Annotated in this window: 24 protein-coding genes and 1 tRNA gene; 13 read left to right on the top strand and 12 right to left on the bottom strand. The window is 35.3% G+C overall.

The features are described 5' to 3' along the window. Positions 1-30: 30 nt before the first annotated feature. Complete coding sequence (gene serS / locus P6N22_RS08245) at positions 31-1,281, bottom strand: serine--tRNA ligase (RefSeq protein ID WP_280331940.1); 1,251 nt, start codon at positions 1,279-1,281, stop codon at positions 31-33. Between the two features lie 24 nt (positions 1,282-1,305). Then, positions 1,306-2,217 carry a methylenetetrahydrofolate reductase gene (locus tag P6N22_RS08240; protein WP_280331938.1) on the bottom strand — a complete coding sequence of 304 codons (912 nt, stop codon included), beginning with the start codon at positions 2,215-2,217 and terminating at the stop codon, positions 1,306-1,308. A 21-nt stretch (positions 2,218-2,238) separates the two neighbouring features. On the opposite strand from P6N22_RS08240, the gene serB reads away from it, so the two are divergent. Next, the gene (serB, locus tag P6N22_RS08235) at positions 2,239-2,895 is read left to right on the top strand and encodes a phosphoserine phosphatase SerB (RefSeq protein WP_280332041.1); all 657 of its coding nucleotides are present in this window, start codon (positions 2,239-2,241) and stop codon (positions 2,893-2,895) included. Next, entirely contained in the window at positions 2,895-3,230 is a 336-nt protein-coding gene (locus tag P6N22_RS08230) for a hypothetical protein (RefSeq protein ID WP_280331936.1), read from the top strand. The genes serB and P6N22_RS08230 overlap by 1 nt, the downstream gene beginning before the upstream one ends. Before the next feature lie 25 nt (positions 3,231-3,255). Here the strand turns inward: P6N22_RS08230 and P6N22_RS08225 are convergent, their stop codons facing one another. The 4 genes from P6N22_RS08225 to rpsF form a co-directional block, all read right to left on the bottom strand. Continuing rightward, complete coding sequence (locus P6N22_RS08225) at positions 3,256-4,968, bottom strand: OmpA family protein (RefSeq protein WP_280331935.1); 1,713 nt, start codon at positions 4,966-4,968, stop codon at positions 3,256-3,258. 92 nt (positions 4,969-5,060) lie between these two features. Beyond that, entirely contained in the window at positions 5,061-5,324 is a 264-nt protein-coding gene (gene rpsR / locus P6N22_RS08220) for a 30S ribosomal protein S18 (protein ID WP_280331933.1), read from the bottom strand. Positions 5,325-5,349: 25 nt separating this feature from the next. After that, positions 5,350-5,940, bottom strand: a complete 591-nt coding sequence (locus P6N22_RS08215; RefSeq protein ID WP_280331931.1) for a single-stranded DNA-binding protein — start codon at positions 5,938-5,940, stop codon at positions 5,350-5,352. A 13-nt stretch (positions 5,941-5,953) separates the two neighbouring features. Further along, the gene (gene rpsF / locus P6N22_RS08210) at positions 5,954-6,346 is read right to left on the bottom strand and encodes a 30S ribosomal protein S6 (RefSeq protein ID WP_280331929.1); all 393 of its coding nucleotides are present in this window, start codon (positions 6,344-6,346) and stop codon (positions 5,954-5,956) included. Positions 6,347-6,584: 238 nt separating this feature from the next. Here rpsF and P6N22_RS08205 point away from each other — a divergent pair, with 238 nt between their 5' ends. From P6N22_RS08205 to P6N22_RS08185, 5 genes are all read left to right on the top strand, one after another. After that, positions 6,585-7,595, top strand: coding sequence for a divergent polysaccharide deacetylase family protein (locus P6N22_RS08205; RefSeq protein ID WP_280331928.1), 1,011 nt, complete (start codon positions 6,585-6,587; stop codon positions 7,593-7,595). 2 nt (positions 7,596-7,597) lie between these two features. Continuing rightward, a complete protein-coding gene (locus P6N22_RS08200; protein ID WP_280331926.1) occupies positions 7,598-8,371 on the top strand; it encodes a DNA-processing protein DprA in 774 nt (257 codons plus the stop codon). A gap of 137 nt (positions 8,372-8,508) precedes the next feature. After that, positions 8,509-9,057 carry a porin family protein gene (locus P6N22_RS08195; protein ID WP_280331924.1) on the top strand — a complete coding sequence of 183 codons (549 nt, stop codon included), beginning with the start codon at positions 8,509-8,511 and terminating at the stop codon, positions 9,055-9,057. A gap of 117 nt (positions 9,058-9,174) precedes the next feature. After that, positions 9,175-10,263 (top strand): GGDEF domain-containing protein, encoded by a 1,089-nt coding sequence (locus P6N22_RS08190; RefSeq protein ID WP_280331923.1) that lies wholly within the window; start codon positions 9,175-9,177, stop codon positions 10,261-10,263. 105 nt (positions 10,264-10,368) lie between these two features. Next, entirely contained in the window at positions 10,369-11,583 is a 1,215-nt protein-coding gene (locus P6N22_RS08185; RefSeq protein ID WP_280331921.1) for an HD domain-containing phosphohydrolase, read from the top strand. A 15-nt stretch (positions 11,584-11,598) separates the two neighbouring features. On the opposite strand, the gene P6N22_RS08180 is transcribed toward P6N22_RS08185, so the two are convergent. Both P6N22_RS08180 and P6N22_RS08175 read right to left on the bottom strand, forming a co-directional pair. Further along, positions 11,599-13,860 carry an EAL domain-containing protein gene (locus P6N22_RS08180; RefSeq protein ID WP_280331919.1) on the bottom strand — a complete coding sequence of 754 codons (2,262 nt, stop codon included), beginning with the start codon at positions 13,858-13,860 and terminating at the stop codon, positions 11,599-11,601. Between the two features lie 15 nt (positions 13,861-13,875). After that, positions 13,876-16,032 carry a DctP family TRAP transporter solute-binding subunit gene (locus P6N22_RS08175; protein WP_280331917.1) on the bottom strand — a complete coding sequence of 719 codons (2,157 nt, stop codon included), beginning with the start codon at positions 16,030-16,032 and terminating at the stop codon, positions 13,876-13,878. A gap of 112 nt (positions 16,033-16,144) precedes the next feature. On the opposite strand from P6N22_RS08175, the gene uvrB reads away from it, so the two are divergent. Then, positions 16,145-18,127 carry an excinuclease ABC subunit UvrB gene (uvrB, locus tag P6N22_RS08170; protein ID WP_280331915.1) on the top strand — a complete coding sequence of 661 codons (1,983 nt, stop codon included), beginning with the start codon at positions 16,145-16,147 and terminating at the stop codon, positions 18,125-18,127. A 15-nt stretch (positions 18,128-18,142) separates the two neighbouring features. After that, the gene (locus P6N22_RS08165; RefSeq protein ID WP_280331913.1) at positions 18,143-18,700 is read left to right on the top strand and encodes a DedA family protein; all 558 of its coding nucleotides are present in this window, start codon (positions 18,143-18,145) and stop codon (positions 18,698-18,700) included. 17 nt (positions 18,701-18,717) lie between these two features. Here P6N22_RS08165 and pckA read toward each other — a convergent pair whose 3' ends face one another. After that, positions 18,718-20,298 (bottom strand): phosphoenolpyruvate carboxykinase (ATP), encoded by a 1,581-nt coding sequence (pckA, locus tag P6N22_RS08160; protein ID WP_280331911.1) that lies wholly within the window; start codon positions 20,296-20,298, stop codon positions 18,718-18,720. Between the two features lie 210 nt (positions 20,299-20,508). Here pckA and P6N22_RS08155 point away from each other — a divergent pair. The 4 genes from P6N22_RS08155 to P6N22_RS08140 all read left to right on the top strand — a co-directional run bounded on the left by P6N22_RS08155 (position 20,509) and on the right by P6N22_RS08140 (position 22,861). Further along, positions 20,509-20,583: transfer RNA gene (locus tag P6N22_RS08155), tRNA-Val, on the top strand. Positions 20,584-20,684: 101 nt separating this feature from the next. Further along, positions 20,685-20,837, top strand: coding sequence for a diguanylate cyclase (locus tag P6N22_RS08150; protein WP_280332039.1), 153 nt, complete (start codon positions 20,685-20,687; stop codon positions 20,835-20,837). A 227-nt stretch (positions 20,838-21,064) separates the two neighbouring features. Beyond that, positions 21,065-21,925: a hypothetical protein gene (locus tag P6N22_RS08145; RefSeq protein ID WP_280331909.1), complete on the top strand. Its 861-nt coding sequence runs from the start codon at positions 21,065-21,067 to the stop codon at positions 21,923-21,925. 15 nt (positions 21,926-21,940) lie between these two features. After that, entirely contained in the window at positions 21,941-22,861 is a 921-nt protein-coding gene (locus P6N22_RS08140) for an A/G-specific adenine glycosylase (RefSeq protein ID WP_280331907.1), read from the top strand. 8 nt (positions 22,862-22,869) lie between these two features. Here P6N22_RS08140 and P6N22_RS08135 read toward each other — a convergent pair whose 3' ends face one another. From P6N22_RS08135 to P6N22_RS08125, 3 genes are read right to left on the bottom strand one after another with little or no spacing between them, the layout of a single operon-like run. Continuing rightward, a complete protein-coding gene (locus P6N22_RS08135; RefSeq protein ID WP_280331905.1) occupies positions 22,870-23,964 on the bottom strand; it encodes an ABC transporter permease in 1,095 nt (364 codons plus the stop codon). Beyond that, complete coding sequence (locus tag P6N22_RS08130) at positions 23,961-25,052, bottom strand: ABC transporter permease (RefSeq protein WP_280331903.1); 1,092 nt, start codon at positions 25,050-25,052, stop codon at positions 23,961-23,963. Before P6N22_RS08130 ends, P6N22_RS08135 begins: the two co-directional genes overlap by 4 nt. Next, entirely contained in the window at positions 25,049-26,722 is a 1,674-nt protein-coding gene (locus tag P6N22_RS08125) for an ATP-binding cassette domain-containing protein (protein ID WP_280331902.1), read from the bottom strand. The genes P6N22_RS08130 and P6N22_RS08125 overlap by 4 nt, the downstream gene beginning before the upstream one ends.

Raw genomic sequence — 26,722 nt, 5'->3', positions numbered from 1 at the left:
AGACAGCGAATACTGTCTATAATAAAGAAATTACATCCCTAGGTAAGGGTGTAAAGCTTGAGGGATAGTTATGCTGCCGTCTTCTTGTTGGAAATTTTCCATAATAGCTACAAGTGTACGTCCAACTGCTAAAGATGAACCGTTAAGCGTATGAACCATATCATTTTTCTTACCGTTTTTAAAACGGATTTTTGCACGTCTTGCCTGGAATTCTCTTGTATTTGAGATAGAAGAGATTTCACGGTAAGTATTTTGTCCCGGTAACCATACCTCAATATCCGTAGTATGAGCAGCACCGAAACCAAGATCGCCTGTACATAGGTTTACTAGACGATGCGGTAACTCTAATGCCGTTAAAAGATCAGATGCACACGCTACCATCTCATCAAAAACTTTTTCACTCTCATCAGGGTGTGTAATTGCCACCAGTTCAACTTTATGGAATTGGTGTTGGCGAATCATACCGCGAGTATCACGTCCTGCAGCACCAGCTTCTTTTCTAAAACAAGATGTGTAAGCCGTCATTTTTTTAGGAAGCTCATTTTCTGCTAAGATCTCATCTTGGTACAAGTTAGTAACCGGTACTTCTGCAGTAGGGATAAGGAAAAGTTCCGGGTCTTGCACTTTGTAAAGATCATCTTCAAATTTAGGAAGTTGACCAGTTCCCTCTAAGGCTTCTCTATTAACAAGTGCAGGAACACTTACTTCATCAAAGCCGCGTCCACGGTTAAAGTCAAGCATAAAATTTATAAGTGCACGCTCCAGTCTTGCACCCATACCGAACTGAACACTAAAACGACTAGTCGCTAGTTTTACACCACGCTCAAAATCGATCCAGCCGTTTTGTTCTGCGAGCTCCCAGTGCTCTTTAGGTGTAAAAGTAAACTCACGAGGAGTAAGAACTTTTTTAAGCTCAATGTTATCCTCTTCATCAGCACCATCTGGAACATTGTCATCTGGCATATTAGGAATAGCCATAGCGATAGCTTCAAGTTCCTCTTGCTTAATTCTTTGTACTTCGATAGCTTCTGCAACTTTCACTTTGTTTTCATCTACACGTGCTTTGAGTTCAGAGATGTCTTTACCTTCACGTTTATAAACACCGAACTCTTTACTCATGGCGTTTTGTGCCGCTTGAAGAGCTTCAAAATTTTTCTTTGCTTCTTTTAACTCTTCATTTTTTGTGCGTAAAGTTTCAAGGAGTGCTTCATCTACCCCTTTTCTTAATAGTTTTCTTTTTACTTCTTCAAAATCTTTTTGTAATAGTTTTAAATCAATCATTATATCCCTTCGTTTTTTTATTTGTTATGAGAGCAAGTCTTTTGCAATTTGAAATTGGTTAGCCGTCATTAAATGAATTTTTGGATGCAGTTCTTTGAGGTCTTCAAACAGTTGTTTACTAAGATCGAAACCTACTTTATACTCTTCTTCTAAACCGCCTTTGCTAGCTTTACGAAGTTTTTCGATCCAACAATCAGGTACGTTGATTCCAGGAACATGAGCTGAAAGAAATTGTGCTGTACGAAGTTTTGTGATCGGAAAAATTCCCAGAACAAGTTCAGCACTTTTATTTTCTGCACAACACTCTTTGTTAGCATTTTCTTTAAGTTCTAAAAGAAGTTTTGCATTTTCAACATCATAAACAGGCTGTGTGATAATTCCAAGTGCACCGTGTTTGATCTTTTTTTGCATTTTCTTTTGCAGTGTTTTAGGATTTTTTGCATAAGAGTTCACAACCGAAAACGGATAAATAGGTTGTGGAGCAACTGTAAAAGGTTTTCCCGCATAGTCCATTCCTGAATTAAAGGCAGAAATGATGTCAAGAAGCAGAGTACTATCTCCTTCAAATACACCTTTTGTATTTGGTTGATCAGAAATAGTTGCAGGATCTCCAGTTAGGGCTAAAACAGCTCTAATGTCGAATTCATTTGCACCGAGAAGATCAGATTGCAGGGCAATCTTATTGCGATCACGCATACTCATAGTAGCAATTACAGGTTTATTAAATCTCTCTTGCAGAAGTTTTGCACCAAAAAGGGCATTGAACTTCAGTTTTGCAAGTGGATTATCAGTCGTTGAAAACCCGTCAACAAGCTCGTGCAGACCAAGTGCTTCAATCTTGTCTATCATCGGAGTGAATGTAGCACTATGCCCCGGAGTAGTTTCGAGTGTTATATATTTACCGTTTTTGAGTTTATCTTTTAGTTTTTCAAACAAAAAAAGTCCTATTTCGCTATAATTGCGAAATTATATAATAAACAGAGGAAATTTATGCTAAAACTTGCAGTATTTGACTTTGATTCTACTTTAATGGACGGCGAAACGATCGATTTTTTTGCCGAAGAGTTAGGAATCGGAGAACAAGTAGCACATATTACAGAAGAAGCGATGAGCGGTAGACTCGATTTTTTTGAATCGCTTCAACAAAGAGTAGGGCTTTTAAAAGGGCTTGACTTTTCTATTGTAGAGAAAATTTCTCATAACCTGCCTTATATGAAAGGCGCAAAAGAAACAATTGCCGAGCTAAAAAGCAGAGGAATGACTGTAGTATGTTTCTCAGGTGGATTTAGAACGGCAACGATGTATGCAAAAGATATCTTAGGATACGATGCAGACTTCTCAAACGCTTTACATGTTAAAGACGGAAAACTTACAGGACTTGTGGGTGGTGACATGATGTTTAACTACTCAAAGGGAGATATGCTGGTTCGCCTGCAAAGCATTTTAGGAATTTCTGAGGAAGAAACACTTGTATGCGGTGACGGTGCAAACGATTTGAGTATGTTCGCACACGCAGGAACACGTGTAGCATTTTGCGGTAGAGAAATCTTAAAAAAAGAAGCCAATATCATCGTAGATGAAAAAGACTTGACAAAAATTTTGGAGAAAATATAGTGCCAAATTCAGTACTAGAAAAAACAGTGTGGAGACAATACCACAAAGATAACAATTTTAGAGAAAAATTAGCAGAGTTTACAAAGATAGACATCATTGACTTAATTGACGATGATAAAAAACTCTATGCGGTATTAAAGTCAAAACTGACAAAAAAAGAGTTGAAACTTTTTGCTATGGATACTGCCGGAATCAATGACGAAAACATTAAAGAAGAGTTTGAATACAGTGATTCTGATCTTGAAAAAGCAAAATACAAACTCTATAAAAAATTAAAACAAGACAAAACAAGATTACCGTTTCGTCAAAGTTCTGTAGAAGATTTTGAAGACTAGTTTTAGACTCCTTCGAGTCTAAAGTCTACTTTGTAACGATTTTAAAACTTACCCGTCTCGATAACTTTTTATATTCCACTTCATGATATATTTTTCTTTTTGACGAACTAAAACCGCTTCCCACAATTATTTTACTTAACCATTTTTGCATTTGAAGATCTTGTGCTTTAAACAAAGAGCTAAATACCGAGTATGCACGCTGCATTGAAAGTTTTTCATTCTTTAGGTATCTACTAGTATATTCCTCTTTTGCCCATTCGCTTGAAGTATGTCCATTTATTTGTAATTGTGCGACAGATTCATCGTGTTGCTTCAAAAACGGGATGAGTTTCTTTCCAAAATTATGGATAAAAGTTTCTTGCTTTTGTGAGAGTTTGTAGACACCTGTTTCAAAATATAATGAAGGACCAAGTAGCTCAATATTGAGATCAGATGAAATTGTTATTTGTTTGTTTTTTATCTCATCAGCAAAGAGTTCACATAATTTTTGATACAGAGATTTTGAATTATATTGCACCTTCACTATAGAAGTGTCTTTTTGAAGTTTTGTAATCCACATATTTGATTCTTGTGAATTGTTGTCTGTATGTATACCGGCTACTGCAGCTTCTGAATTGTTTAATATAACCACTGCATTGAAAATATCATAGTTTTCAGAACCGTAATGTTCTTGTCTGAGCATTGCCAAGTTTGAATCTAAGAGCATTGCCAAAGCATCTGTATTAAAGGCATCTTTTACATAACCTACACCCATAATAGTACCGTCTGAAAACTCTTTAATGTCGTTAAGACCACTAGGATATGTTGTAAATATTTTTTTATCAAGTAAGATGTTTTTGTAAAGGTCAAATTTTATCAGACGGATATGTTCCTGTTGCAGGGCATTGTACTCTATTAATGAGACAACAAAATTATTATCTCTCAGGCGTAAAAGTTTCTTAGGTGTAACTAGGTTTTCAGATTTGTATTGTTTTAGCCATAGTTTATTACCGTTTTCGGTAATTCTCATAAGTGTGGCATCTGTATTGTTGTCATACGAAGTCGTACTCACAACGACAATACTTCCGTCTGCTGCCTGTGCTGCATCTATACCTTTATCGTCATATTTGGTACCGAACTTTTTACTCCAAAGTTTATAGCCATCTTTTGTAAATCTTGTTAAAAAGATATCGCTTACACCTAAACCCGTTTCAAACATATTGTCATTATTATCTCTAGTTGTAAAAGAGGAACCGACTGCTAAAACACCGCCGTCGCTAAGGAGTACAAGTTTACTCATTCGATCATAGTTTTTGGTTCCAAACATTTTGTTAAAAACTATTTCACCTTTTGCATCAAGACGAACGATTATTAATTCACCATCAAGTGTATAGCCACCTACAAAGTAACCATCATCTGGTGTTTTTACTAGCGCTACAGCTTTATTGAAACGTGAAAGTTTTGCAACTTTAGAGAGAATAATATTCGCCTGATTATCTGCTTGAATGAGATGCATTTGTGTCCCGTAAGAACCTGAAACACTTGCAAGGTATTCGAATGGATCGGAGTATGTTCTGGCTTGATGAGTAGTATGCTCGTTTTGGTTTGAAAAACCTATTGCAGAGATTGTTCGATCGTAGTTTTGAGTAATATCTAAGAGTGCTGCGTCAAAAGGTTTGTGAACGATAATCGAGTAGTTTTTTTGTTGAGCGTATAGTGATAAACTAAAGAATAAAAAGATGAAAAGAATACTTCGCATTTGCCTACTTTTTTAGAAAAATAAAGCAAAAAATATTCCTAAATTAAGAGTTTGGAGCTCATAGACCTCAAAAGAGGTCTATTTTCATTTGATTATTTTAAATTTTCAAATGGGTTTGTTACAACTGCTTTACGAGTTACAGTGTATGGTACTAGTGCAGCAGCACGAGCACGTTTGATTACGTTAGAAACCATATCTTGGTGACGTTTACAGTTACCTGTTAAACGACGTGGCATGATTTTATATCTCTCTGAAAGAGAAAAACGTAAGTTAGCTACATCTTTATAATCGATGAAGTCAACTTTTGCTTCACAATATTTACAATATCTTTTTTTGTATTTTCTTTTTTCTGACATGTTATTACCTTTTATCTATTTTTTTCTAAAATGGAATTTCATCTTCATCTATATCTATTTCAGGTATAGAGTTGCTACTAGGCATCTCTCTACTTTGTTGAGCCGCAGCTTGATGAGAGTAGCCTTGATTTGCTTGGCCGTAGTTATTTTGTTGCATCGGTTGTTGCTCATAACTTGGCTGTTGCATTTGTGGCGCTTGATAAGATTGCGGTTGTCCTTGTGCAGGAGCATTGTAATCATTTGCACCATAACCTTGTGGTTGTCCCATATCTTGACCCATAGCAGGATTTCCACCTTTTGCGTCAAGCATTTGCATAGATTCAACTATAACAGAATGTTTAGATCTTTTTTGTCCATTTTGGTCGACCCATTGTTCAAAGCTTAATCTTCCTTCAACAAGGATTTTACTTCCTTTACGAAGGTATTGGTTTGCGATCTCTCCACTTCTTCCGAAGAAAGTGATATCAACAAAACATACTTCCTCTTTTCTTTCACCATTACTAGTGAATCTGCGAGTTGTAGCGATTGCTGATTTTGCAATTGAACTACCGCCTTGAGAGTATCTAAGTTCGATATCGCGTGTTAAGTTTCCTACCAAGATTATTTTATTGAACATAAGCTTTCCTTAATTATTCAGCAGCTGCTTCTTCTGTAGCTGGAGCTGCTTCTTCTGCTTTTGCAGCTGGAGCATTTTTAGTTTTTTCAACAAGTGCATCCCAAGCTTTTGTTTCAGCTTTTTTCTCGTACTTGATAGTAACGAAACGAAGCATTTCTTCATTGATACGGAAACGTCTTTCAATTTCAGCGATAGCAGATGGCTCTACTGTATAATAGATTACATGGTAATAACCACGTTCATTTTTAGCGATTGGGTAAGCAAGTTTTCTCATTCCCATTGCATCTGTAGCAGCGATTTCACCACCGTTTGAAGTAATTACTTCTTCGATTGCAGCGATGTTGGCTTGAATTTCTTCAGCAGTTAATGTAGGTTTTACGATTACTAAGTTTTCGTATTTTCTCATAACGTATGATCTCCTCTTGGTATTGCCAGTTACGGCTTTTGTTTCCCTTTCGGATCTAAAATATAACTCTGTACTTAACAGAATTACAAAGAGAAAGGAACTCGGAATTATATCTAAAATTTTCTTAAAGATAGCACATATGATTTAGATTAGTTTTATGACAATTTGTCATGGTTTTTTATGATTTAATTTTTTTAGGATATAGTTTCAAAAATAAGATATTAAAGTTATAAATAAAATGGCAAGAAAAACAACAAGAAAAAGAAAACCAAGTGCTACAAAAAATTCTAAATTTTTAACTTATGTCGCATGGTTTTTGGCGATAGTGGCATTGATGCTCAGTTCATTGGTTGCAGGGTATTATTTTGGATTTAAAGATGCAAAAGATCAAAATACGAAAACAATTCTTCAAGAGAAGAAAAAAACTAAAGAGTTACAATCAAAACTGGAGAAAACTACACATAAACAAGAAGATGTAGCAAAAAGACTTCAAGAAGTTTTGAAAAAAGAGTCTAAAACTTATACCTCCGCTTCTCATGAAATTGATGATGCAGAATTGGTAAACCCTCCAAAACAAATACAAAAAACAAAAGTTGTGATGACACACAAACCAAAACTGGCTATTATTATTGATGACGTAAGTACAAGTGCACAAGTGCATTCGATTAAATCTTTGCACATACCGATTACAATGTCCTTTTTACCGCCTAGTCCTGCACGCCCAAATTCTGCTAGATTGGCTGCGAAAGAAGGCTTTTATATGGTGCACTTACCTATGGAAGCTGAGCATTTTTCTAAGGAAGAGCCGTATACTTTACATGTAAGGGATACTCAGCAAGAGATCATGCAAAGGGTTGCAGAGATCAAAACACTTTTTCCAAAAGTGGCGTATATTAACAATCATACAGGTAGCAAGTTTACATCAAATGAAATTGCAATGAACAGACTCTTTTTTGCCTTGAAAAAAGAGGGTGTACATTTTGTAGACAGCAGGACTACAGCAAAAACTCAGGCTCCGAAAGTCTCTAAAAATTATGGTATTGAATACGTGGCACGAGATGTGTTTTTGGATCACCATATGGAAGAAGAGTATGTCAAAGAGCAGATTGAAAAAGCTGTAAAATTTGCAGAAGAACATGGAAAGGCAATAGCGATAGGGCATCCGCACAAAAATACTTTGCAAGCACTTGCTGAATCCAAAGAACTACTTAAAAAAGTACAACTTGTACAGGTGAAAGATATCTATTAGATATGATTCAAACAATAGATTTTCAAATAGAAGCATTGAAGGATATGAAAAAATATCCTAAGCTCTTCTATCTTGGAAATCTCGCCTTATTAAACTCGAAAAAAATATCTGTTGTCGGTAGCAGAAAACCTAATCAGTATGCACGTAGTTTAACACAAGAACTTTGCTCTAAACTCTCTGCTCACGGTGTTACAATCGTAAGTGGCGGTGCAATAGGGATAGATGCGATAGCACATAAAAGTGCAGGGGCAGAACATACTATAATGGTTGCAGGCACAGGTTTAGATACCCGCTATCCGGCGATCAACAAAGCACTCATATCTGACATAGAACAAAAAGGATTGGTTCTCAGCCAATTTGAATCCGGTACCACTTCAAAAAAATATAATTTTCCACTTAGAAATGAACTTATTGTAGCCCTTGGTGAAATATTAGTGGTTGCTTACGGTGATCTTAATAGCGGAACTTCAAGAAGTGTAGAATATGCACAAAAAATGGGAAAAGAGATATATGTTTTTCCTCATAGAATAGGGGAAAGTGAAGGTACAAATAAACTTTTACAAGATGGAATAGCGAAAGCTATCTACGATATAGATAGTTTTGTTTCGATGTTTGAAGAAGAGAGTCAAAATAGAATTGAAGCAGATGAGTTTTTACTATTTTGCAGAAAAAATCCCAATTATGAGGATGTGATCAGATATGATGCACAAAAACTTTTCGCATACGAACTTCAAGGGAAAGTTGAAGTAAAAAATTTAAAAGTATATGTCCTATAAAGAAGAAAAATATGTTAATTTTTTGAACATAAAATGCATATAAAGATAGCAAATATAGATAACTTTAATAACAAAATATGTAAAGATTGAGATGCCCTTTTTTAATATAATCCTTTTTTAATATTTAAGGAGAAAAAATGATTAAAAACATAGCATTAGCAACTTTATTATTGTCAACAGGTTCATCTGTACTTCAAGCAGAGGAACATAAAAATTCAAATGAATTCTATGTGGTTGCTAAAGCATTATATACTATAGGGAAAACTATACCAGAAGGTGTTAGCATACTTAAAGGGAAAAGCGGTAAAGGAATGGGAATTGATATAGGTTATACTCTTCCTTATAATTTTGCGCTAGAACTTGATACATCATACAGTAAAAATGATATAACTGAGTACAGTGATGGCGAAGTTAGAGCATTAACTGCAAAATATTGGACATATGCAGTAGATGTAACATACACATTACCTGTAACACACTCTTTAGCCCTTATGGGGAAAGCAGGTTATGAGTTTGAACACGAAAAACTGGATGGAAGAACAAAGAAAGATAACGGTATGGTGTATGGTGCAGGTGTTGAGTACCATATCAATGAACATTATGAGGGTATAGTAGAGTATGAAGACAGTACAATTGATTCTGCCCGTGGATCAAGTGTATATGCTGGGATAAAATATATTTTTTAATTTTTATTAAACGATCTTATCTGGATTTTACAAATCTAGATAAGAAAAATTAACTTTAAATAACTTTGTGCTTCTAAAATAGCTATAGTTGAGTATTTAACAAGATATAATACTTTGATGAAAGAAGTAAAAAAGTTATTCCTCGGATATAAAGAAAAAGAACTTAATTATAAGTTTAGTGTTTGGCAATATGCACATTTGTTAAATCAGATAAAATATGTCTTGGCAATTACAGGTTTAATTTATGTAATGATGGGAAGTATAAACTTCTTTATTTTTACTTCTGATATACATAACTTTCTCATTATTATTCAACTTATTGTTGTACCTAGTTATGCATTTATGCTTTCATATTTAGCATACAAAAAAGTAGATCAGAAAATTTTAGAAACTTTATTGTTTTTAGCACCTGTTCTTACATCTTCCATTCATGCTTATATTTTTTCACATATGGAATCTTACAGCAGCTATCAAACAGAGTTATATCTGATGATTTTTTGGAATCTAACGATTTCAGGATTACGTTTAAATCAAGCAATCGTAGCTTCGCTTTTCGTTTTTGCTGTAGGGGAAATATATCCTTTAATAGCTTTTGAAGATCAAAACACAGGTTTTCTGCTTAACACTATGTGGATGTTGGCAAGCTTACTACTTGGAATAGTGGGAGGAATCCTACTACATCTTTCTAAAAAGAATAGCTTTGAAAAAGAGTTAGAACTCCACCAGCTAGCTACAATGGATAAATTAACAGGTGTACACAACCGTGTAGAGCTGGATTCAATTTTAGTACAGGAATTAAGGAGAGCAGAAAGATATAAGTCAAATATCGGTGTACTGCTTTTAGATATCGACCACTTTAAAAATGTTAATGATACATACGGACATTTGGTTGGTGATGAGATACTGATAGGGGTATCTAAAATATTAAGTGAAAATATCAGAGCAAGTGATTATATTTTTAGATTCGGTGGTGAAGAATTTTTAATAATCTGTTTGGAAGCTGATGAAGCAGAGATTTTTGAACTCGCTGAAAAAATACGCTTGAGAATATCACAATACGAATTCCCAATTGTGGGATATAAAACACTTAGTATAGGCGCTACAATAAATCATCGTAATGATACGGTCGGTTCTATTATTAGAAGAGCAGATGAAGCTTTATATGAAGCAAAACAAACGGGTCGTAACAGAGTTCGTTACAAATAAAAACACATCACAAATATATCTCAAAATAAAGCAATAAACTTCTCTCACAAAAATGTAATTTTTCATCTAGTAGATTCTTAAGACTTTGTATGATATATTATTTAGATGAAAAATTTTAATTTAAATACATTTTTAATCAGCATAAGTTTTGCTTTGGACCTTGTTGAAAAAGAGTTATTGGGTGTCCATAACTTTCATTCTAAACGAGTTGCATATATATCGCTGCGTTTGGCAAGGTTATTAGGTTTGGATTCAAAAGAATCTTTTGACTTGGTTTCGTTGGCTGTAATGCATGATAACGGGTTAACAGAAGCAGCACTGAAGACAAACCTTGTTGAAGAAGAGTTTTATAAATTAGAACAACTCAAAGAGCATTGTGTGATCGGTGAAAAGAATGTTCGTGATTTTCCTTTTTTAACAAATCCAAAAAATATAATTTTATATCATCACGAACATTATGACGGTAGTGGTTTTTTTGGCAAAAAAGGTGATGAAATTCCTTTAATGTCACAAATAATTGCGTTTGCAGATCTTTTAGATTCGGCATACACATTAACAGACAGTAGTTTAAAAAATAAACATGACATATACAAATATGTTGAAGAAAATAAAGGGATACTTTTTGATCCTATAATAGCAGAAGCCTTTTTTCAGCTTGCCAGAACAACAGCTTTTTGGCTTGATGTAACGGATTTTATGATAGTAGAAGCTATATGTAATTATGTAGAAGAGTTTACTGTAGATATAGGCTGGAATGGTATCTTTCAAGTTTCTAAAGTCTTTTCAAAAATCATTGATACAAAATCAAAGTTTACAGCCAGACATACGGCAGGTTTAATTGAAAAAATAGAAACAATGGCTATATATTATAAGTTTGACCAAGAAAAAGTTACTAAGCTGAAAATTGCTGCATCATTACATGATCTTGGAAAGCTTGCAGTTTCAAATAAAATACTTGAAAAAGAAACTTTTTTAGATCCGGAAGAGATAAATACTATACAATCACACACTTATTTTACCCATAGAATTCTACATAAGTTGGATGCTTTTGAAGAGATAGAAGAGTGGGCATATCAACATCATGAAAAACTTGATGGGAGTGGATATCCCTATGGTCTCAGTGCTGATGAACTCTGTTTTGAATCACGATTGATGGGATGTTTAGATATCTATCAAGCTTTAACAGAGCATAGACCATATAGAGAAAGTGTTTCTCATACGACAACGATGAAGATTATGACAGAGATGGTGGCAAATAATAAGATAGACAAAATTATTACAAAAGATATAGATAAGGTTTTTGGTATCTATATAGCGTAAGAGTGTAATGACTTTTTAGTGTTGAGACTTTAATATCTCTGTTAAAGTCTCACTGTTTATAGGTTTGTAGTAAAAATAACCTTGTGCTTCAGTACATCCGTTACTAACTAAAAACTCTGCAATTTGTTGGGTCTCAACCCCCTCTGCAATAACTTCAAGATTTAAGTTTTTACCAATTGAAATAATTGCTTTTGTAAGCTCTTGATCATCTTTATCGACTAAAGCATCCATAATAAAAGACTGATCAATTTTGAGCTTATCTATAGGGAGCCTCTTGATATATGCAAGAGATGAGTGTCCAGTCCCAAAATCATCAATTGCAAGTCTAATGCCAAGATCCTTTAGTTTCTGTAACATAATAATTGCATGTTCAGGATTTTTCATGACCTGTGTCTCTGTTACTTCAAACATAAGATTGTCAGTAGATATTTTCGAAACGTTAATAGCTTTTTTTACAAACTCTATAAAATCTTCCTGATTCAATTGAACAATAGAGAGATTAATTGAGAGAGTACCTACATCAAAACAGTCATTAATCCATTGCTGAAACTGCTTCATGGAGTCTAACATCACTTGTCTGTCTATTTCTACAATTAGTCCTGTATCTTCAGCCAGCGGTATGAATTTAAACGGAGGAACCAGTCCCATCTTTGGATGATTCCATCTAACAAGTGCTTCCATACCGATAATTTTACTGCTAGGGATATCTACCTGTGGCTGGTAGTACACTTCAAACTCTTGATTTACCAGGGCTTGTCTAAGTTGTGTCTCCAGTGTAATACGTTCAAAAGCCTTTTCAGTCATATCATTTGTATAAAACTGATAAGTATTTCTCCCTTTTTCTTTAGCTTTATACATAGCTGCATCGGAGTTTTTCAGTAGTTCTTCTGATGTTTTTCCGTGAAGAGGAAAAAGTGTAATACCGATACTACATGTTATATAGAATTGATGGTGGGAAATAATAAAAGGCTCTTTGAATATATTCATTATTTTTTGTAGTATACTGAGAATATCATGCTGGTTATCTAAGTTACTTAATAAAATAGTAAATTCATCCCCTCCCATACGGGCAACAGAATCGCTTACTCTTACAGCACGTTGAAGATACTCCCCTACGATCATTAAAAGTTTGTCTCCAAAGTGGTGCCCGAAAGAGTCATTTATCTCTTTAAAGTGATCCAAATCTATAAATAAAACTGCGAATTTTTCTTTAGTTCTTACAGAGTTTTTAATACTTTGTTCAAGTCTGTCAAGAAACAAAAGTCTGTTTGGTAAGTCGGTTAAAGAATCATATTGAGCTTGGTGTTGCAGTAAGAGTGAACGTTCGTCAAAAGCTTTTGCAAGTTCTTCAAGTTCATCGTTTGTTCCAAGAGGGCTACAGAAAACTTCACTTTTATTTTCAACATTTTTAACTCTGTTTACAAGTGTAAGTATTGGTTGTGTAATAGTGTCTGCCAAGAGATTGGATAAGATGATACCTACAACCGTAAACACCAAACCGACTAATATGAGTTTTAATAATATCTCTTTAAGCGGAGCCAAATAAATATTTGTAGGTACCCCGATTTGTAAAACGACTCCAAGTTGTTTTAATAGTGAGTCTTGATGGGTATCCTGTACAGAGGAGTGATATGTTATATCTTCATCAAAATTGCGTGAAAAGATATTTTGCTCATTATGGAAGAGTTTGATATATATGTCTGTATTGTTTGTCAAAACCCGGTTAGCTATCTCATCTATTTTAAAAACGACAATAGCTGCACCTTGAGTAGTATTGTAGTATTCAATAGGTGCTATAATGACTAGTTTATCGTCGTTATCTTCAATAAAGTACGATACTTTTCCAAGAGCAAGTGCAGCTCTGAGTCTGGAAGATTCATTATAGAGAGGGATGTTCTCTTGTGTTTGGAAAATAGCTCTGCCGTCAAAGTCAACAATATTTAAATATAGAACATCTTTTCCTTTCATAAAATTTTCTACCAAAGGAGGCAGGTAAGTTTTTCTACCGTTTTTGTCTATAAGGGAGTTTATAATTAACTCATTTTTAGTTAAAAGAACAGAGTTGTCTATTAGATAACCGATCCTTTGATCAATTTTTTCATAAATAGAGTGTGCTCTTGTTTTTAAAAGAGTATCCATCTGGTTACTCATGTTGTTATTTACAATAAATAAAACAATAAGTGTAATGAGAAAAATAGCAAGAGCAATCAGAGTAGAGATTAAGATGATGACTCTTTCCCGGATACTTTTAAAAGCTAATTTTTGCAAAAATCCCATATTAATAAACTCTTTTTACTTGTTTTTTACCGGTACTAAAATACCATTTGAATTGTATTTTGCCATGTAATAATCCCTACCGTCTAAAGCATCATGATTTGCTTCGGTAAAGGCAGGTGCATATGTTTTCACTGCACCTTCATATTTTGGTAAGTTTTCAAGTGCTTGTTTCACCTTTGTTTTGTCTGTAGTACCTGCTTTTTCGATTGCTAATTTTAATAAATATACTATGTCATAAGCTTGAGCAATGCCGACAGATGCCTGAACGGGAGATTTTTTACTCAGCAGATATTTGTTTTTGTAGCTATCAAGAAGATGTTTGGCTTTTGTGTTTAACTGGTTATTGAAAGAGAATGTTTGAAAAACATTTAAGTTTAACCCTTTTAAAAGATTTTCATTCTCTTTGAAAAAGTTTCCGCTTGTAATACCCCAATGGGAAATAACAGGCAAACTTTTTTTACGCGCTTTTAGTTCTTGAAGAATTTTTGAGGCTTCAAAAGGATTCGCTACCATTATTAAAGCGTCGGCTTGTGAATCTAGGATCTGAGAGATCTCTTTTTTAAAGTTATTTTGTCCGCGGTTAAATACAATTTCTGTAATATTTTTGATATTGTGCTCTTGACAATATTGTGTCATAAGTTTTAAATTATTTCTACCCCAGACAGAGTTTTCAACAATTATTGCAGGTTTTTTATATTTTTTTAGAGTATAACCGGCAATAAAATTTGCAGCTATATTATCATTTGCAGATACACGAAAAATATAGTTATCTTTATAGCCGTTGTTTACAAGTCCAGCTGTTGCAGCCCAAGGAATGAAAAAAGGTATTTTGAGTTGCTCAATTGTGTCAAGCTCTGCTGAGATAACAGCACCGTGCACACCACCGATAATCGCTACAAGATGTTTATTGTGTGAAAACTCTTCAATATTTTGAATCCCTTTGCTTGCAAGAGCTCTGTGATCTTTTACAATGATTTCCAAAGGTTTTCCAAGAACACCGCCTTTGGCATTTATCTCAGAAACCGCAATCTCTGCACCTCTTTTTATAGCTAAGCCGGCAACTTTTGTGTCGGAAGAGATGTCTGTATCTATACCGATTAAAATATGATCGTCATTTTTAAAGTTTGCACCATATTTGTTATAGAGGAGTTCCTTGGTTTTTGAAATAATATTAGAACCGATTACCGCTTCATATTTTTGAGGAATATAGGCAGTTCTTTTTGCAAATTCTTGACGATCTTTTTCACTGATAGTATGTATTTGCACACCGGAATGTTTAATCGTTTCCAAGAGTTTTTCTTCACGTTTATGTGTCTCGTCTCTTTCCCAAGGAGTGATCTCTTTAGCTGTTTCTATAAGGGTCATTTGTATGTTCTGGGGTAACTTAGAAAATGTTTTTTCACTAAAAGATAATACATATCCCAAGTAAGCATGCTCACTTAGAGTAAGATCAGATTGTTCTTTATAAAAGCCCATACTTACAATGGCAACTAAAGGGTTCTCCTGACCATCTACAACCTTGTCGTGAAGCGCTTGTTTTGTAGAATAAAAATCGATCGCAACAGGTTCTGCTCCGAATGCTCTGAACTGTTCCATAATTATACGGCTTTTCATAACGCGGAATTTTTTGTCTTGAAAATCTTTTGGAGAGAGCAAAGGCTCATTTGCAGTGAAATGTTTAAACCCATTTTCCCAAAATGTCACACCGATAAGACCGATCGATTTAAGGTTATGAAGAATCATCTCTCCAGGTTCACCGTCAAGCATTGCATAAACATCTTCACGTGAAGGGAAATAAAACGGGAGATCGGCATATTGGACAGATGGTACTGCTACACTCATTTTTGCAGTTGGTGTTAGAATGATGTCAATATCACCGTTTCTTGCCATCTCAACCATTTGATGGTCATTACCCAGTTGTTGTGCAGGAAAAATATCGATGATTACTTCACCTTTTGTTTTTCTCTTAACTTCATTTGCAAATTTTACTGAAGCTTCATGCAAAGCACTGTCCACAGGGGTATTATGCCCAAGTTTTAAATGTATAGTATTATCTGTAAGGGTTTCTTGTACGGTGGGAAGAAGCGTTTCTTCATTGTTAAAAATAGATGAACTCAATATTATAAACAAAGCAGTTAGAAGTATTACAATAATGGTAGCAATAGCTTTCATGTAAATTCACCTACAAAATTATATGATGTCTATTATATATAAATACTCTTAAAATATCTATTTTTCTATGAATGAACAAGTTCATTATCCCCATTTAGTTATAATTTCACCTATGAAAAAAGAAGCAGAATTTAAAGTAGCATCAGAGTATCAGCCCGCAGGTGATCAGCCGCAGGCGATCGAAAAATTATCAGATTCCATTATAAAAGGGAATCGCTATCAGACACTAGAAGGTGTAACGGGAAGCGGAAAAACACATACGATGGCCCGCATCATCGAAAAAGTAAAAATGCCTACTATTATTATGACCCATAATAAAACGCTTGCTGCACAGTTATATTCTGAATTTCGTCAATTTTTTCCAAATAACCATGTGGAATATTTTGTTTCTTATTACGATTACTATCAACCTGAAGCCTACATTCCTCGTCAGGACCTTTTTATTGAAAAAGATAGTGCGATCAATGATGAGCTGGAGCGTCTGCGTTTAAGCTCTACGGCAAATCTTCTCTCTTATGACGATGTAATAGTCATTGCCTCTGTTTCGGCAAACTACGGTTTGGGAGACCCGGAAGAATATATGACTATGGTTCAGGCTATTGAAGTGGGGGATGAGATCAATCAAAAACAACTACTGCTTCGTTTAGTTGAAATGGGATATACGAGAAATGATTCCTATTTTGACAGCGGACATATTCGTGTAAACGGTGAATCAATTGATGTATATCCGCCGTATTTTGAACAAGAAGCGATCCGCATAGAGTTTTTTGGAGACGAAATAGAAGCTATCTATATAATAGACGTAATTGACAATAAAAAACTTGAAGAGCATAAAAGTTTTACTATCTATGCAACGAGTCAGTTCAGCGTTTCCCAAGATAAGATGGCAGTAGCGATCAAGAGAATTGAAGAGGAGCTGGATGAAAGGTTAGATTACTTTCAAAAAGAGAATAAGCTGGTTGAGTATCAACGTTTAAAACAAAGAGTTGAGTTTGATTTAGAGATGCTTGAAACTACGGGGATGTGTAAAGGAATTGAGAACTATTCAAGACTGCTTACAAATAAAAAGCCGGGCGAAGCACCGTTTACACTGCTTGATTATTTTGAAGCTAATCATAAAGAATATCTTGTAATCGTGGATGAATCCCATGTCTCTCTACCACAGTACAGAGGGATGTATGCAGGGGATCGTGCTAGAAAAGAAGTTTTAGTTGAATATGGTTTTCGTCTTCCTTCAGCACTTGATAACCGTCCTTTAAAACTGGATGAATATATAAATAAAGCACCTCATTACCTTTTTGTTTCTGCAACACCGAATGAGTATGAGTTAGAACTTTCTGCTGTTAAAGCTGAGCAAATTATCCGTCCGACGGGACTTTTAGATCCTATCGTTGAGGTAAAACCATCTGACAATCAGGTTGAAGATATTCACGATGAGATCAAAAAAATAATCGCAAAAGATGAGCGTGTACTTATTACCGTTCTTACTAAAAAAATGGCAGAGGCTCTTACAAAATATCTTGCGGACTTAGGGATTAAAGTGCAGTATATGCACTCTGATATCGATACTATTGAGAGAAATCAGATTATCCGTTCCTTACGTCTAGGAGAGTTTGATGTCCTTATCGGGATCAACCTGCTTCGTGAGGGGCTGGATCTTCCTGAAGTAAGTCTGGTCGCTATTTTAGACGCAGATAAAGAAGGTTTTTTAAGAAGCGAAACGGCACTTATTCAAACTATTGGTCGTGCGGCAAGAAATGAAAACGGAAGAGTTATTCTTTATGCAAACAAAATTACCGGTTCGATGCAAAGAGCTATGGATACGACTACGTACAGACGCGAACTGCAAGAGAAGTTCAATAAAGAACACGGAATCACTCCAAAAACGACAAAAAGAGCTTTAGATGAGAATCTCAAACTAGAAGATGCAGGGGGCTTATACCAAAAACATAAAAAGCTCGATAAAATGCCGGCAAGCGAGAAAAAAGCTCTTATTAAAGAGTTGTCGCTTAAGATGAAGCAGGCGGCAAAAGAACTCAACTTCGAAGAAGCAGCTCGCTTACGTGATGAGATCGCAAAAATAAAACAACTATAAAAGGAAAAAATTTTAATGGAAGAAACATTCAGTTCTTTAGCTACATACGGATACATAGCACTTTTCTTATACTCTTTGGGTGGTGGTTTTGTCGGAATTATTGCTGCAGGGGTTCTTAGTTACATGGGAAAAATGGATCTTGCAACATCAATGGCAGTAGCTTTTATGGGAAATATGCTTGGTGACGTACTCCTTTTTTGGTTGACAAGAAATCAAAAACATATGATGATGGAGAGTTTGAGAAAACACAGACGTAAACTGGCACTCTCTCACATGATGATGAAAAAACACGGTGACTGGGTTATCTTTATTCAAAAATATATTTACGGGCTTAAAACTATTATCCCGATCGCAATCGCATTGACAAAGTATGATTTCAAAAAGTTTGCAGTTCTGAATTTTTTTGCAGCAGCTATGTGGGCACTTGTATTTGGTCTTGCTAGTTACTTTTTCGGAGCACCGCTAAAAGCTTTTGCTCTTTACATCTCTGATAATAAATGGCTTGCACCTGTAATTGTTTTTACGATTGGGGGATTGATTTGGTTGTATTTGACAAAGGCTACTAAAAAGTAACCTTTGTTAGAAGATTATTATATTTTCGGACCAGCTGTAGAGTAGTCAAACTCACTGTCAGCAGTTTGGTATTTTTGGAAGTTATTTACGAACATATTTGCAAGTTCGTTTCTTGTTTTTTCAAACTCTTCTTTATCTTTCCAAGCATTTTTAGGATTAAGTACATTAGGATTGATTTCACCTAAAGTTTTTGGAATGTTTAATCTAAAGATGTCAGTAGTTTCAAATTCACAGTTATTGATAGAACCGTCTAAAATTGAGTTGATACATTCACGAGTATCTTTGATGCTCATTCTTTTACCTGTACCGTATTTTCCACCAGTCCATCCAGTGTTCACAAGGTAAACATTTACACCGTGCTTGTCAATTTTTTCACCTAGAAGTTTTGCATATACTGTTGGATGAAGTGGTAAGAAAGCTTCTCCAAAACATGCTGAGAAAGTTGCGACAGGTTCTGTGATACCGCGCTCAGTTCCTGCTACTTTTGCAGTATAACCACTTAGGAAGTAGTACATTGCTTGCTCACGGCTTAGCTTAGATACTGGAGGAAGTACACCGAATGCATCTGCTGTTAAGAAGATGATGTTTTTCGGGTGACCTGCCATAAGATCAGCTTTGTGATTTGCAATGTGTTCAATAGGATAAGAAACACGAGTGTTCTCAGTTTTTGAACCATCGTCGTAGTCTACTTCACCGTCGTCATCTGTAACAACGTTTTCTAAAAGAGCATCTTGTTTAATTGCTCCGTAGATTTCAGGTTCACTTTTTGGATCAAGGTTGATAACCTTTGCATAACATCCACCTTCAAAGTTAAATACCCCGTGATCATCCCAACCATGCTCATCATCACCGATTAAAGCGCGGTTTGGATCTGTTGAAAGTGTAGTTTTTCCTGTCCCTGAAAGACCAAAGAATAGTGCAGTATCACCATCTTTGCCTACGTTTGCAGAACAGTGCATAGAAAGTTTACCTTCAAGTGGTAACCAGTAGTTCATCATAGAGAAGATACCTTTTTTCATCTCTCCACCGTAGTATGTTCCACCAATAATAGCTATGTTTCTTTCAACATCGAACATTACGAAAACTTCAGAGTTTAGACCATGTTCTTTCCATTTGTCGTTGATTGTTTTACAAGCATTAAGTACAGTAAAGTCTGATTTAAATACTTCTAGTTCAGAAGAAGTAGGGCGGATAAACATATTTTTTACAAAGTGAGATTGCCAAGCTATTTCAGATACAAAGCGAACAGAACGCTTAGAAGCTGGAGATGAACCACAAAAAACGTCTGTGATATATAAGTCTTTGTTTGAAAGTTGTTCACAGGCAACTTCAAAAAGTTCGTCAAAAATTTCAGCAGATACGGGTTTATTCACATCGCCCCATGCGATATATTTATTTGAGGGATCACGCTCAACAAAGTATTTGTCTAGTGGACTACGACCTGTAAAAATTCCAGTATCTACCGTAGTGGCACCTTGCGTGGTCTTAATTACTTCACCATTGGCCAGTTCGTGCTTATGAAGCTCATCGTAGCTCAAATTGTGAAAGACTTGACCAATATTCTTTAGTCCTAAATCTTCTAGTTCGTTAATAGTCATTTCTTACCTTCGGGGTATTTTTCAAAAATTGATACCTGTATCTCAGTATCATCTAAAGAGTGAAATTATACTATGTGAATACCTAAATTAAAAGTAAAATGTGAAGAATATTCCAATATTTTAAAAAATTTTTGCTGGCTTAAAATTTTTTTTAAAAATCCAAATTAGTTTAAGCATTTTTGGATAAAATTCTGATCCCTTATTATAAATGGTCGCGTAACTCAGTGGTAGAGTGCTTCCTTGACATGGAAGTGGTCGTTGGTTCAAGTCCAATCGTGACCACCACTTACTTTATATTTTCCTAAATATTTTACAATGTTTTTGTTTTCTCTTGTAATGTTTATAGTATTTATACTCTTAATAAATAACTATTCCACTTACTAAACCTGCAATATAATCTTGAACACTATATAACAATCTCAATTGGGATCAGTCAATTAGAGAAAAATGACACCTTTAAAGAATTTTTTAAACGAGCAGATCAAGCACTTTACTATGCAAAAGAGAATGGTAGAAATCAAGTTTCAGTGATTTACTAAACTATAATAGGTTGTGTAAATTGCAGAAATACTCCCATCTGGCATATTTAGACTTTTGAATGAACTATCATGTAAGTCTAATTGTTTATATATAGCTTTTTAAAATAATAACATTTGTTAATCTAAGAAGTCTTAAAAACAGATCGTAACTATTTTAACCCTTTTTAACTTAATCCTATGAGTGTAATAATGATAAATAGAACTCTGATAATTATGAGGAGGTTTTCATGAAACGTATAGTAAATATCTATAATGAACATAAAAACAGTGTTCAGTTTTATATGCGCGGAATCATTCAAAACTTTGAACCTCGTTCTACAAATGTACAAGAACTTCGTAATTTTTTTGAAGCGGAAAAAGCTGTTGAGATTATTTACTTTGTAGATGAAAATTTCATCCAGTTAACTCCTAGTATAGCTAGAAAAGAGCTTATAGAAGAAAGGGAAGGGACAGATAAATCGTTTTATTTTAAATGGGTGAGTTTCAAAGATGAAAGTATACATATCAGTAACCCTTATTTACATTATATAACAGGACAACCCACACTTACAGCCGTAAAACAGATTAACGGCGGATACTTAGTTATAGATTTTGATATCTTAAAACTGTTGGGAGAGTTACGCCTTATAGAACATAACAGTGGATTTGAAAAAGTCAATACGGTTATTATGGCTGGGGGAGGGATCCTTTTAGGTGTAGTTTCCGTCTTTTTAATTTTATACGGTGCGTATATATTTATAGCTATGTTATTTGGCAGCCTGGTAGGCGAAAATATAATGCATGATATTTTTACTTCTATTATCTCAATTACAATCGGACTTGCAATGTACGATCTGGCTAAAACGATAATAGAAAATGATGTACTCTTTAAGACATTTAACTATGGGACAGAACTACAAAATAAAACACTTACTAAATTCTTGACTTCTATTATCATCGCACTCTCAATTGAATCGTTAATGGCAGTCTTTAAAATTGTGTTAGATGACTATAGTAAACTTATCAATGCATTTTATTTGGTAGTTGGAGTTACCCTTTTAATTATAGGAACAGCTATTTTCAATAAACTTTCATATCGTAAAAGCTAAAAAGGATTATCAAGCTTGCAAAAAAAGTTATTAGAGTGGTATGAAGAGTACGGCAGACATTCTCTGCCGTGGCGTAATACATCCGATATTTATCATATCTATCTGAGTGAGATTATGCTGCAACAAACTCAGGTAAATCGTGTTCAAGAGGAGTATTATCCACAATTTTTAGCAAAATTTCCAACTCTGAAAAGTTTGGCTGAAGCACCTTTAGATGAGGTGTTGGCAAGTTGGAGCGGGCTTGGATATTATTCTCGTGCACGTAATCTTCATGCTACTGCCAAACTGGTCTCTGAACAATTGCCGAGTGAACTAAAAGAGTTGGTAAAATTACCGGGCATAGGTCGTTATACTGCAAGTGCAATTTGCAGTTTCGGTCATAAACAAAATGTTCCTGTAGTAGATACCAACATCGCCAGAGTGATCAAGAGAGTATTTGCACTACTAGAGCCACAAGAAAAACAGATCTGGGAAAAAGCAGAAATACTTTTAAATGAACAAGCTCCAAGAGAACACAATTTGGCATTGATGGATCTCGGTTCTATGATTTGTGTGCCGAAAAATCCAAATTGTAATGAGTGTCCTTTGTCATTCATATGTGCAGGGAAAAATGAACCTGAACTTTACACTCAAGTAAAGAAGAAAGAGTATGAAGCAATGGATTTGTTCTACGGTTTACTTGTCAAAGAGAATCAAATCGCACTCAAGATGTCAGATGGTCCTATGTATAAAAACATGTTAGAACTTCCAAGCGTAGAGCCAATAGAAGAAAATCTAATGGGTGTTTTCAAACATTCATATACAAAATACCGTCTATCTGTACATTTGTATGAACTTCAGGAATTTTCCGATAATGTAGAGTGGTATGAACTGGATAAGATCGAAAATGCTCCGATCTCTTCACTTACGAAAAAAGCGTTAAAGTTTATAAAATAGAAAAAACTTTAGCGTGAATGTTTTCTAAAAAACATCATAGCAATACCCATAAAAACTATACCGAGTCCTATCATTGGTAATAGAAGCTCTACACTGTCACTCCAAGAGATATCTTTTAAAAATACCCCTTTGATTAATAATAAGTAGTATTTGAGTGGAAGAAACTCTGCAACGGGTTGTAGCCATGAAGGCATATTCTCAATAGGTGTAGCAAATCCCGAAAGTAAAAAGGACGGGAGTATAAAAACGAATGAACCCAAAATAGCCTGTTGCTGTGTATTGGAAAGAGCTGAAATGAAAAGTCCTACGCCAGACATGGAAAACAAGAAAATCACAACGCCGGTATAAAGTAGAGGTAAGGAACCTATAACTGGGACATCAAAAAGAAATACTGCAGCAAAAAGTATGAGTGTGGATTCAAAAGTACTAATTAGAAGGGCTGGAAGCAGTTTTCCAAGCAGGATTTCAAAAGGGTGAAGAGGAGTAACAAGAATTTGCTCAAAAGTCCCTAGCTCCCTTTCTCTGGCAATTGAAAGTGATGTAAGAATCATCGCGACAATCATTGTAATAGAGCCAAAAAGATTAGGAACAATCCACCAAAAGTTGTTAAGGTTTTGATTGTATAAAAAGTGGCTTTGAAGGCTAATTGGAAGTTCTCTGTTAAAAGTCTGAGCTGTAAAATTTGTAATAATAGCTGTGAGATATCCCTCTGCAATTTGGGCGGTATTTGAATGTCTACCGTCAAAAATAATTCCCACTTCGGCATCGGCTGCAGTTAGATTTTTTGCAAAACCTTGGGGGATGACAAGGGTAGCCAACACTTTTTCTGTATCTATTAGCTCTTCAATTTGGTCAAGATGCTCAACTCGTCTAAGGCTGTTAATATATTCAGATGTTTTAAGGTGTTGGATAAGTTGTTGACTTTGAACGGAACCGTCTTTATCAAACACGGCAAGGTTAATGTGCTTTACCTCCAAAGTAGCTGCAAACGCAAAGATAAATATTTGAATCAGCGGCGGTATGATAACAACTACTAGAGATTTTTTATCGTTTTTGATCGCTAAAAATTCTTTTTTCATCAAGGCAAATAAACGGCTTATCATTCTAAAGCCTTTTTCGTGTTTCTTACTACAAGGGTAAAGAAAAACAGTCCCATTACACTCATTGAAAACATATCTTTAATAAATAAAGAGGGGATATTCCCCACTAGAAATATAGTTTGCAGCGATTCTACAAAATAGCGTGCAGGAAAGAGATAAGTAAATATTTGAAGCCACTCGGGCATATTTGCGATCTCAAATAAAAATCCAGAGAGTAAAAAAGCGGGCATAAAACCTATAATGAGTGATGCCTGTGCAGCGACAAACTGATTTTTTGAAAGTGTGGAGATCAAAAGACCGATGCTAAGAGATGGGAACAGATAAAATGCTCCTAATAAAAAGAGTAAAAACAAATTTCCTTCAAACGGAATTTCATACCAAAAGTATGCAACTATAAAACATAAAAGGAGTGAGCCTAGACCTAAAAAAAAGTAGGGAATAAGTTTACCGAGAATAACTTCTGTCATTGTGATCGGTGTAGCCATGAGAGCTTCCATTGTACCGCGTTCCCATTCTCTGGCAATTACCAATGCAGTTAACAATGTCCCTATCAGTGTCATAATAACGGCAATTGAGCCAGGCAGTAAAAAGTATCTGCTGGAAGTTTCCGGATTAAACCAGTATCTCGGTCTGATTTCAATAGGAATTTTTTTAATTATCCCCTCATCAACTGCCCAAGTATTGATAATGCTTGAAGCATACTTTTGAGCTAAACCTGCACTGTTTGGATCTGTGGCATCTACTAAAAGTTGAAGTTTAAATTCATTGTCGATGCCAAAATTTTCATCTATGACAAGTAAGCCTTTAAGATGATTTGTCTCAATTTTTTTTAGAAGCTTCTCTTCGCTGTAACCGTATGTTGTCTGAAAAAAAGGAGATGCGGAAAATTTATTTATTAAAGCATGCGATTCTGAAGAGGCACTTTTGTTAATGATTCCAAGCGGCAGTTTATTTGCATCCAGAGAAACTGCATAGCCCATTAAAAAAAGTAAAATGAGCGGTAATACTATGGCTATTAAAATAGCACTAGGATCATGAAATACCTGTAATGTTTCTTTGTATAAAAAAGCATTAAGCCTGCGCAGTCTCATCTATGATTCCTTTTTTCATACTCTTCAATAAGTCCTATAAATGCTTCTTCCATAGTCGCAGTGCGAGAGACTTGATGTTTGAGTTCATCCGGAGTTCCCGTTGCTATCGCTTTACCTTGATAGATAAGCATTACTCGATCGCAATATTGTGCTTCATCCATAAAGTGGGTAGTAACCATCACGGAGATTCCTTTTTTTATGATTCCGTTAATGTGGGTCCAAAACTCTTTACGCGTGATCGGATCAACACCGCTTGTCGGTTCATCCAAGAACAATACAGATGGCTCATGCATCAAAGCACAAGAAAGTGCAAGACGTTGTTTGATACCAAGCGGGAGTAATTCAGTCGTTGTATGCAGATGAGGCGTAAAATTAAATGTTTCAATGATGGCATCAATTTTTTTCTTTTGTTCTTTTCGAGACAAACCGTATATACCTGCAAAAAATTCTAAGTTGTCTTTGACGCTTAGTGTCTGGTATAGAGAGAATTTTTGAGCCATATAGCCGATCTCTTCTCTTGCATGTGTGTTTGTCAGATAAAGATTCTCTCCAAGTACCGTTGCAGTGCCTTGAGTTGGTGTAAGCAGACCGCACAGCATTTTAAAAGTGGTTGATTTTCCCGCACCGTTTGGTCCTAAAAAACCAAAAATTTCTCCGCTTCCTATTGAAAAGTCTATATTGTCCGTTGCTGTAAAATCACCAAACTTTTTTGTCAGACTTGTTGCTTCTATCAGTTTTTTATCATTTGAAGGTTTTTGCTGCATCTGCTCGGCTAAAAGAGAGTGAGAAAGCGTTTTTACTCCTAACATTTTTATAAATGCATCTTCAAATGTAGGATCTGTAATTCTAAAGTTCGCTTGCGGATCTATCTTTTGCAGTGTGTTTGCAGGAAAATCCGAATTTGACATAAGATTGACACGGATTGAGTCTCCAACAAGGACTGCATCCATTATATTTGGAGATTCTAAAAGGTGAGAGAGTAAGAGTCTTTTGTCGGTAGAGATATTTTCAATAAGATACACTTCGTTTGCAAGCGGTTGCTTCATAGCTTCAGGAGTGCCGTAGTAGAGCATTTTTCCCTCATTGAGAAGTATAATATCATCACAATGATCCGCTTCATCAAGGTATGAAGTCCCCCAAAGTACTGCTATATCTTCTTCCAAAAGAGTTTGTACCATCGCCCACAATGCCCGTCTTGAAATTGGATCAACACCGACACTTGGTTCGTCCAAAAGAAGCAGTTTTGGTTTTTTGATCAAAGCACAGGCAAGTCCGAGTTTTTGTTTCATTCCTCCGGAGAGATCACCTGCTTTTCTTGTACGAAACGGTTTTAAGTCCGTAAAATCTAAAAGTTCTTCAATCCTGTTTTTTGTGTTCTCTATCTCTTGAAGTGAAGCGTAAAGTGAAAGGTTTTGCTCAACGCTTAACTCCTCATAAAGACCGAACTGCTGCGGCATATAACCGATTGAGTCGCTTTGTATGTCAAGAATGCCGCTTGAGGATTTTAACAGTCCTGCAATGATTCTTATTAAAGTTGTTTTTCCTGCCCCATCAGGACCGACAAGACCTGTGATTTTCCCACCTTCAATCGAAAAGTTCAGAGTGTCAAGTGCGGGAACTTCTTGGTTTGAAAATTTTTTGCAAAGTTCGTGGGCGGTGACTAGCTTCAT

The sequence above is a fragment of the Sulfurimonas sp. C5 genome (genome assembly GCF_029872055.1).
In the GTDB taxonomy this organism is placed as follows: Bacteria; Campylobacterota; Campylobacteria; order Campylobacterales; family Sulfurimonadaceae; genus Sulfurimonas.
This window is presented reverse-complemented; position numbering and strand designations above follow the sequence as displayed.

Bases quoted from the DNA above. Each gene is read 5' to 3' on its own strand.
- serS (WP_280331940.1), bottom strand. From the start codon at position 1,281: ATGATTGATTTAAAACTATTACAAAAAGATTTTGAAGAAGTAAAAAGA.
- P6N22_RS08225 (WP_280331935.1), bottom strand. From the start codon at position 4,968: ATGCGAAGTATTCTTTTCATCTTTTTATTCTTTAGTTTATCACTATAC.
- rpsR (WP_280331933.1), bottom strand. From the start codon at position 5,324: ATGTCAGAAAAAAGAAAATACAAAAAAAGATATTGTAAATATTGTGAA.
- P6N22_RS08215 (WP_280331931.1), bottom strand. From the start codon at position 5,940: ATGTTCAATAAAATAATCTTGGTAGGAAACTTAACACGCGATATCGAA.
- rpsF (WP_280331929.1), bottom strand. From the start codon at position 6,346: ATGAGAAAATACGAAAACTTAGTAATCGTAAAACCTACATTAACTGCT.
- P6N22_RS08205 (WP_280331928.1), top strand. From the start codon at position 6,585: ATGGCAAGAAAAACAACAAGAAAAAGAAAACCAAGTGCTACAAAAAAT.
- P6N22_RS08200 (WP_280331926.1), top strand. From the start codon at position 7,598: ATGATTCAAACAATAGATTTTCAAATAGAAGCATTGAAGGATATGAAA.
- P6N22_RS08195 (WP_280331924.1), top strand. From the start codon at position 8,509: ATGATTAAAAACATAGCATTAGCAACTTTATTATTGTCAACAGGTTCA.
- P6N22_RS08190 (WP_280331923.1), top strand. From the start codon at position 9,175: ATGAAAGAAGTAAAAAAGTTATTCCTCGGATATAAAGAAAAAGAACTT.
- P6N22_RS08185 (WP_280331921.1), top strand. From the start codon at position 10,369: ATGAAAAATTTTAATTTAAATACATTTTTAATCAGCATAAGTTTTGCT.
- P6N22_RS08180 (WP_280331919.1), bottom strand. From the start codon at position 13,860: ATGGGATTTTTGCAAAAATTAGCTTTTAAAAGTATCCGGGAAAGAGTC.
- P6N22_RS08175 (WP_280331917.1), bottom strand. From the start codon at position 16,032: ATGAAAGCTATTGCTACCATTATTGTAATACTTCTAACTGCTTTGTTT.
- uvrB (WP_280331915.1), top strand. From the start codon at position 16,145: ATGAAAAAAGAAGCAGAATTTAAAGTAGCATCAGAGTATCAGCCCGCA.
- P6N22_RS08165 (WP_280331913.1), top strand. From the start codon at position 18,143: ATGGAAGAAACATTCAGTTCTTTAGCTACATACGGATACATAGCACTT.
- pckA (WP_280331911.1), bottom strand. From the start codon at position 20,298: ATGACTATTAACGAACTAGAAGATTTAGGACTAAAGAATATTGGTCAA.
- P6N22_RS08145 (WP_280331909.1), top strand. From the start codon at position 21,065: ATGAAACGTATAGTAAATATCTATAATGAACATAAAAACAGTGTTCAG.
- P6N22_RS08135 (WP_280331905.1), bottom strand. From the start codon at position 23,964: ATGATAAGCCGTTTATTTGCCTTGATGAAAAAAGAATTTTTAGCGATC.
- P6N22_RS08130 (WP_280331903.1), bottom strand. From the start codon at position 25,052: ATGAGACTGCGCAGGCTTAATGCTTTTTTATACAAAGAAACATTACAG.
- P6N22_RS08125 (WP_280331902.1), bottom strand. From the start codon at position 26,722: ATGAAGCTAGTCACCGCCCACGAACTTTGCAAAAAATTTTCAAACCAA.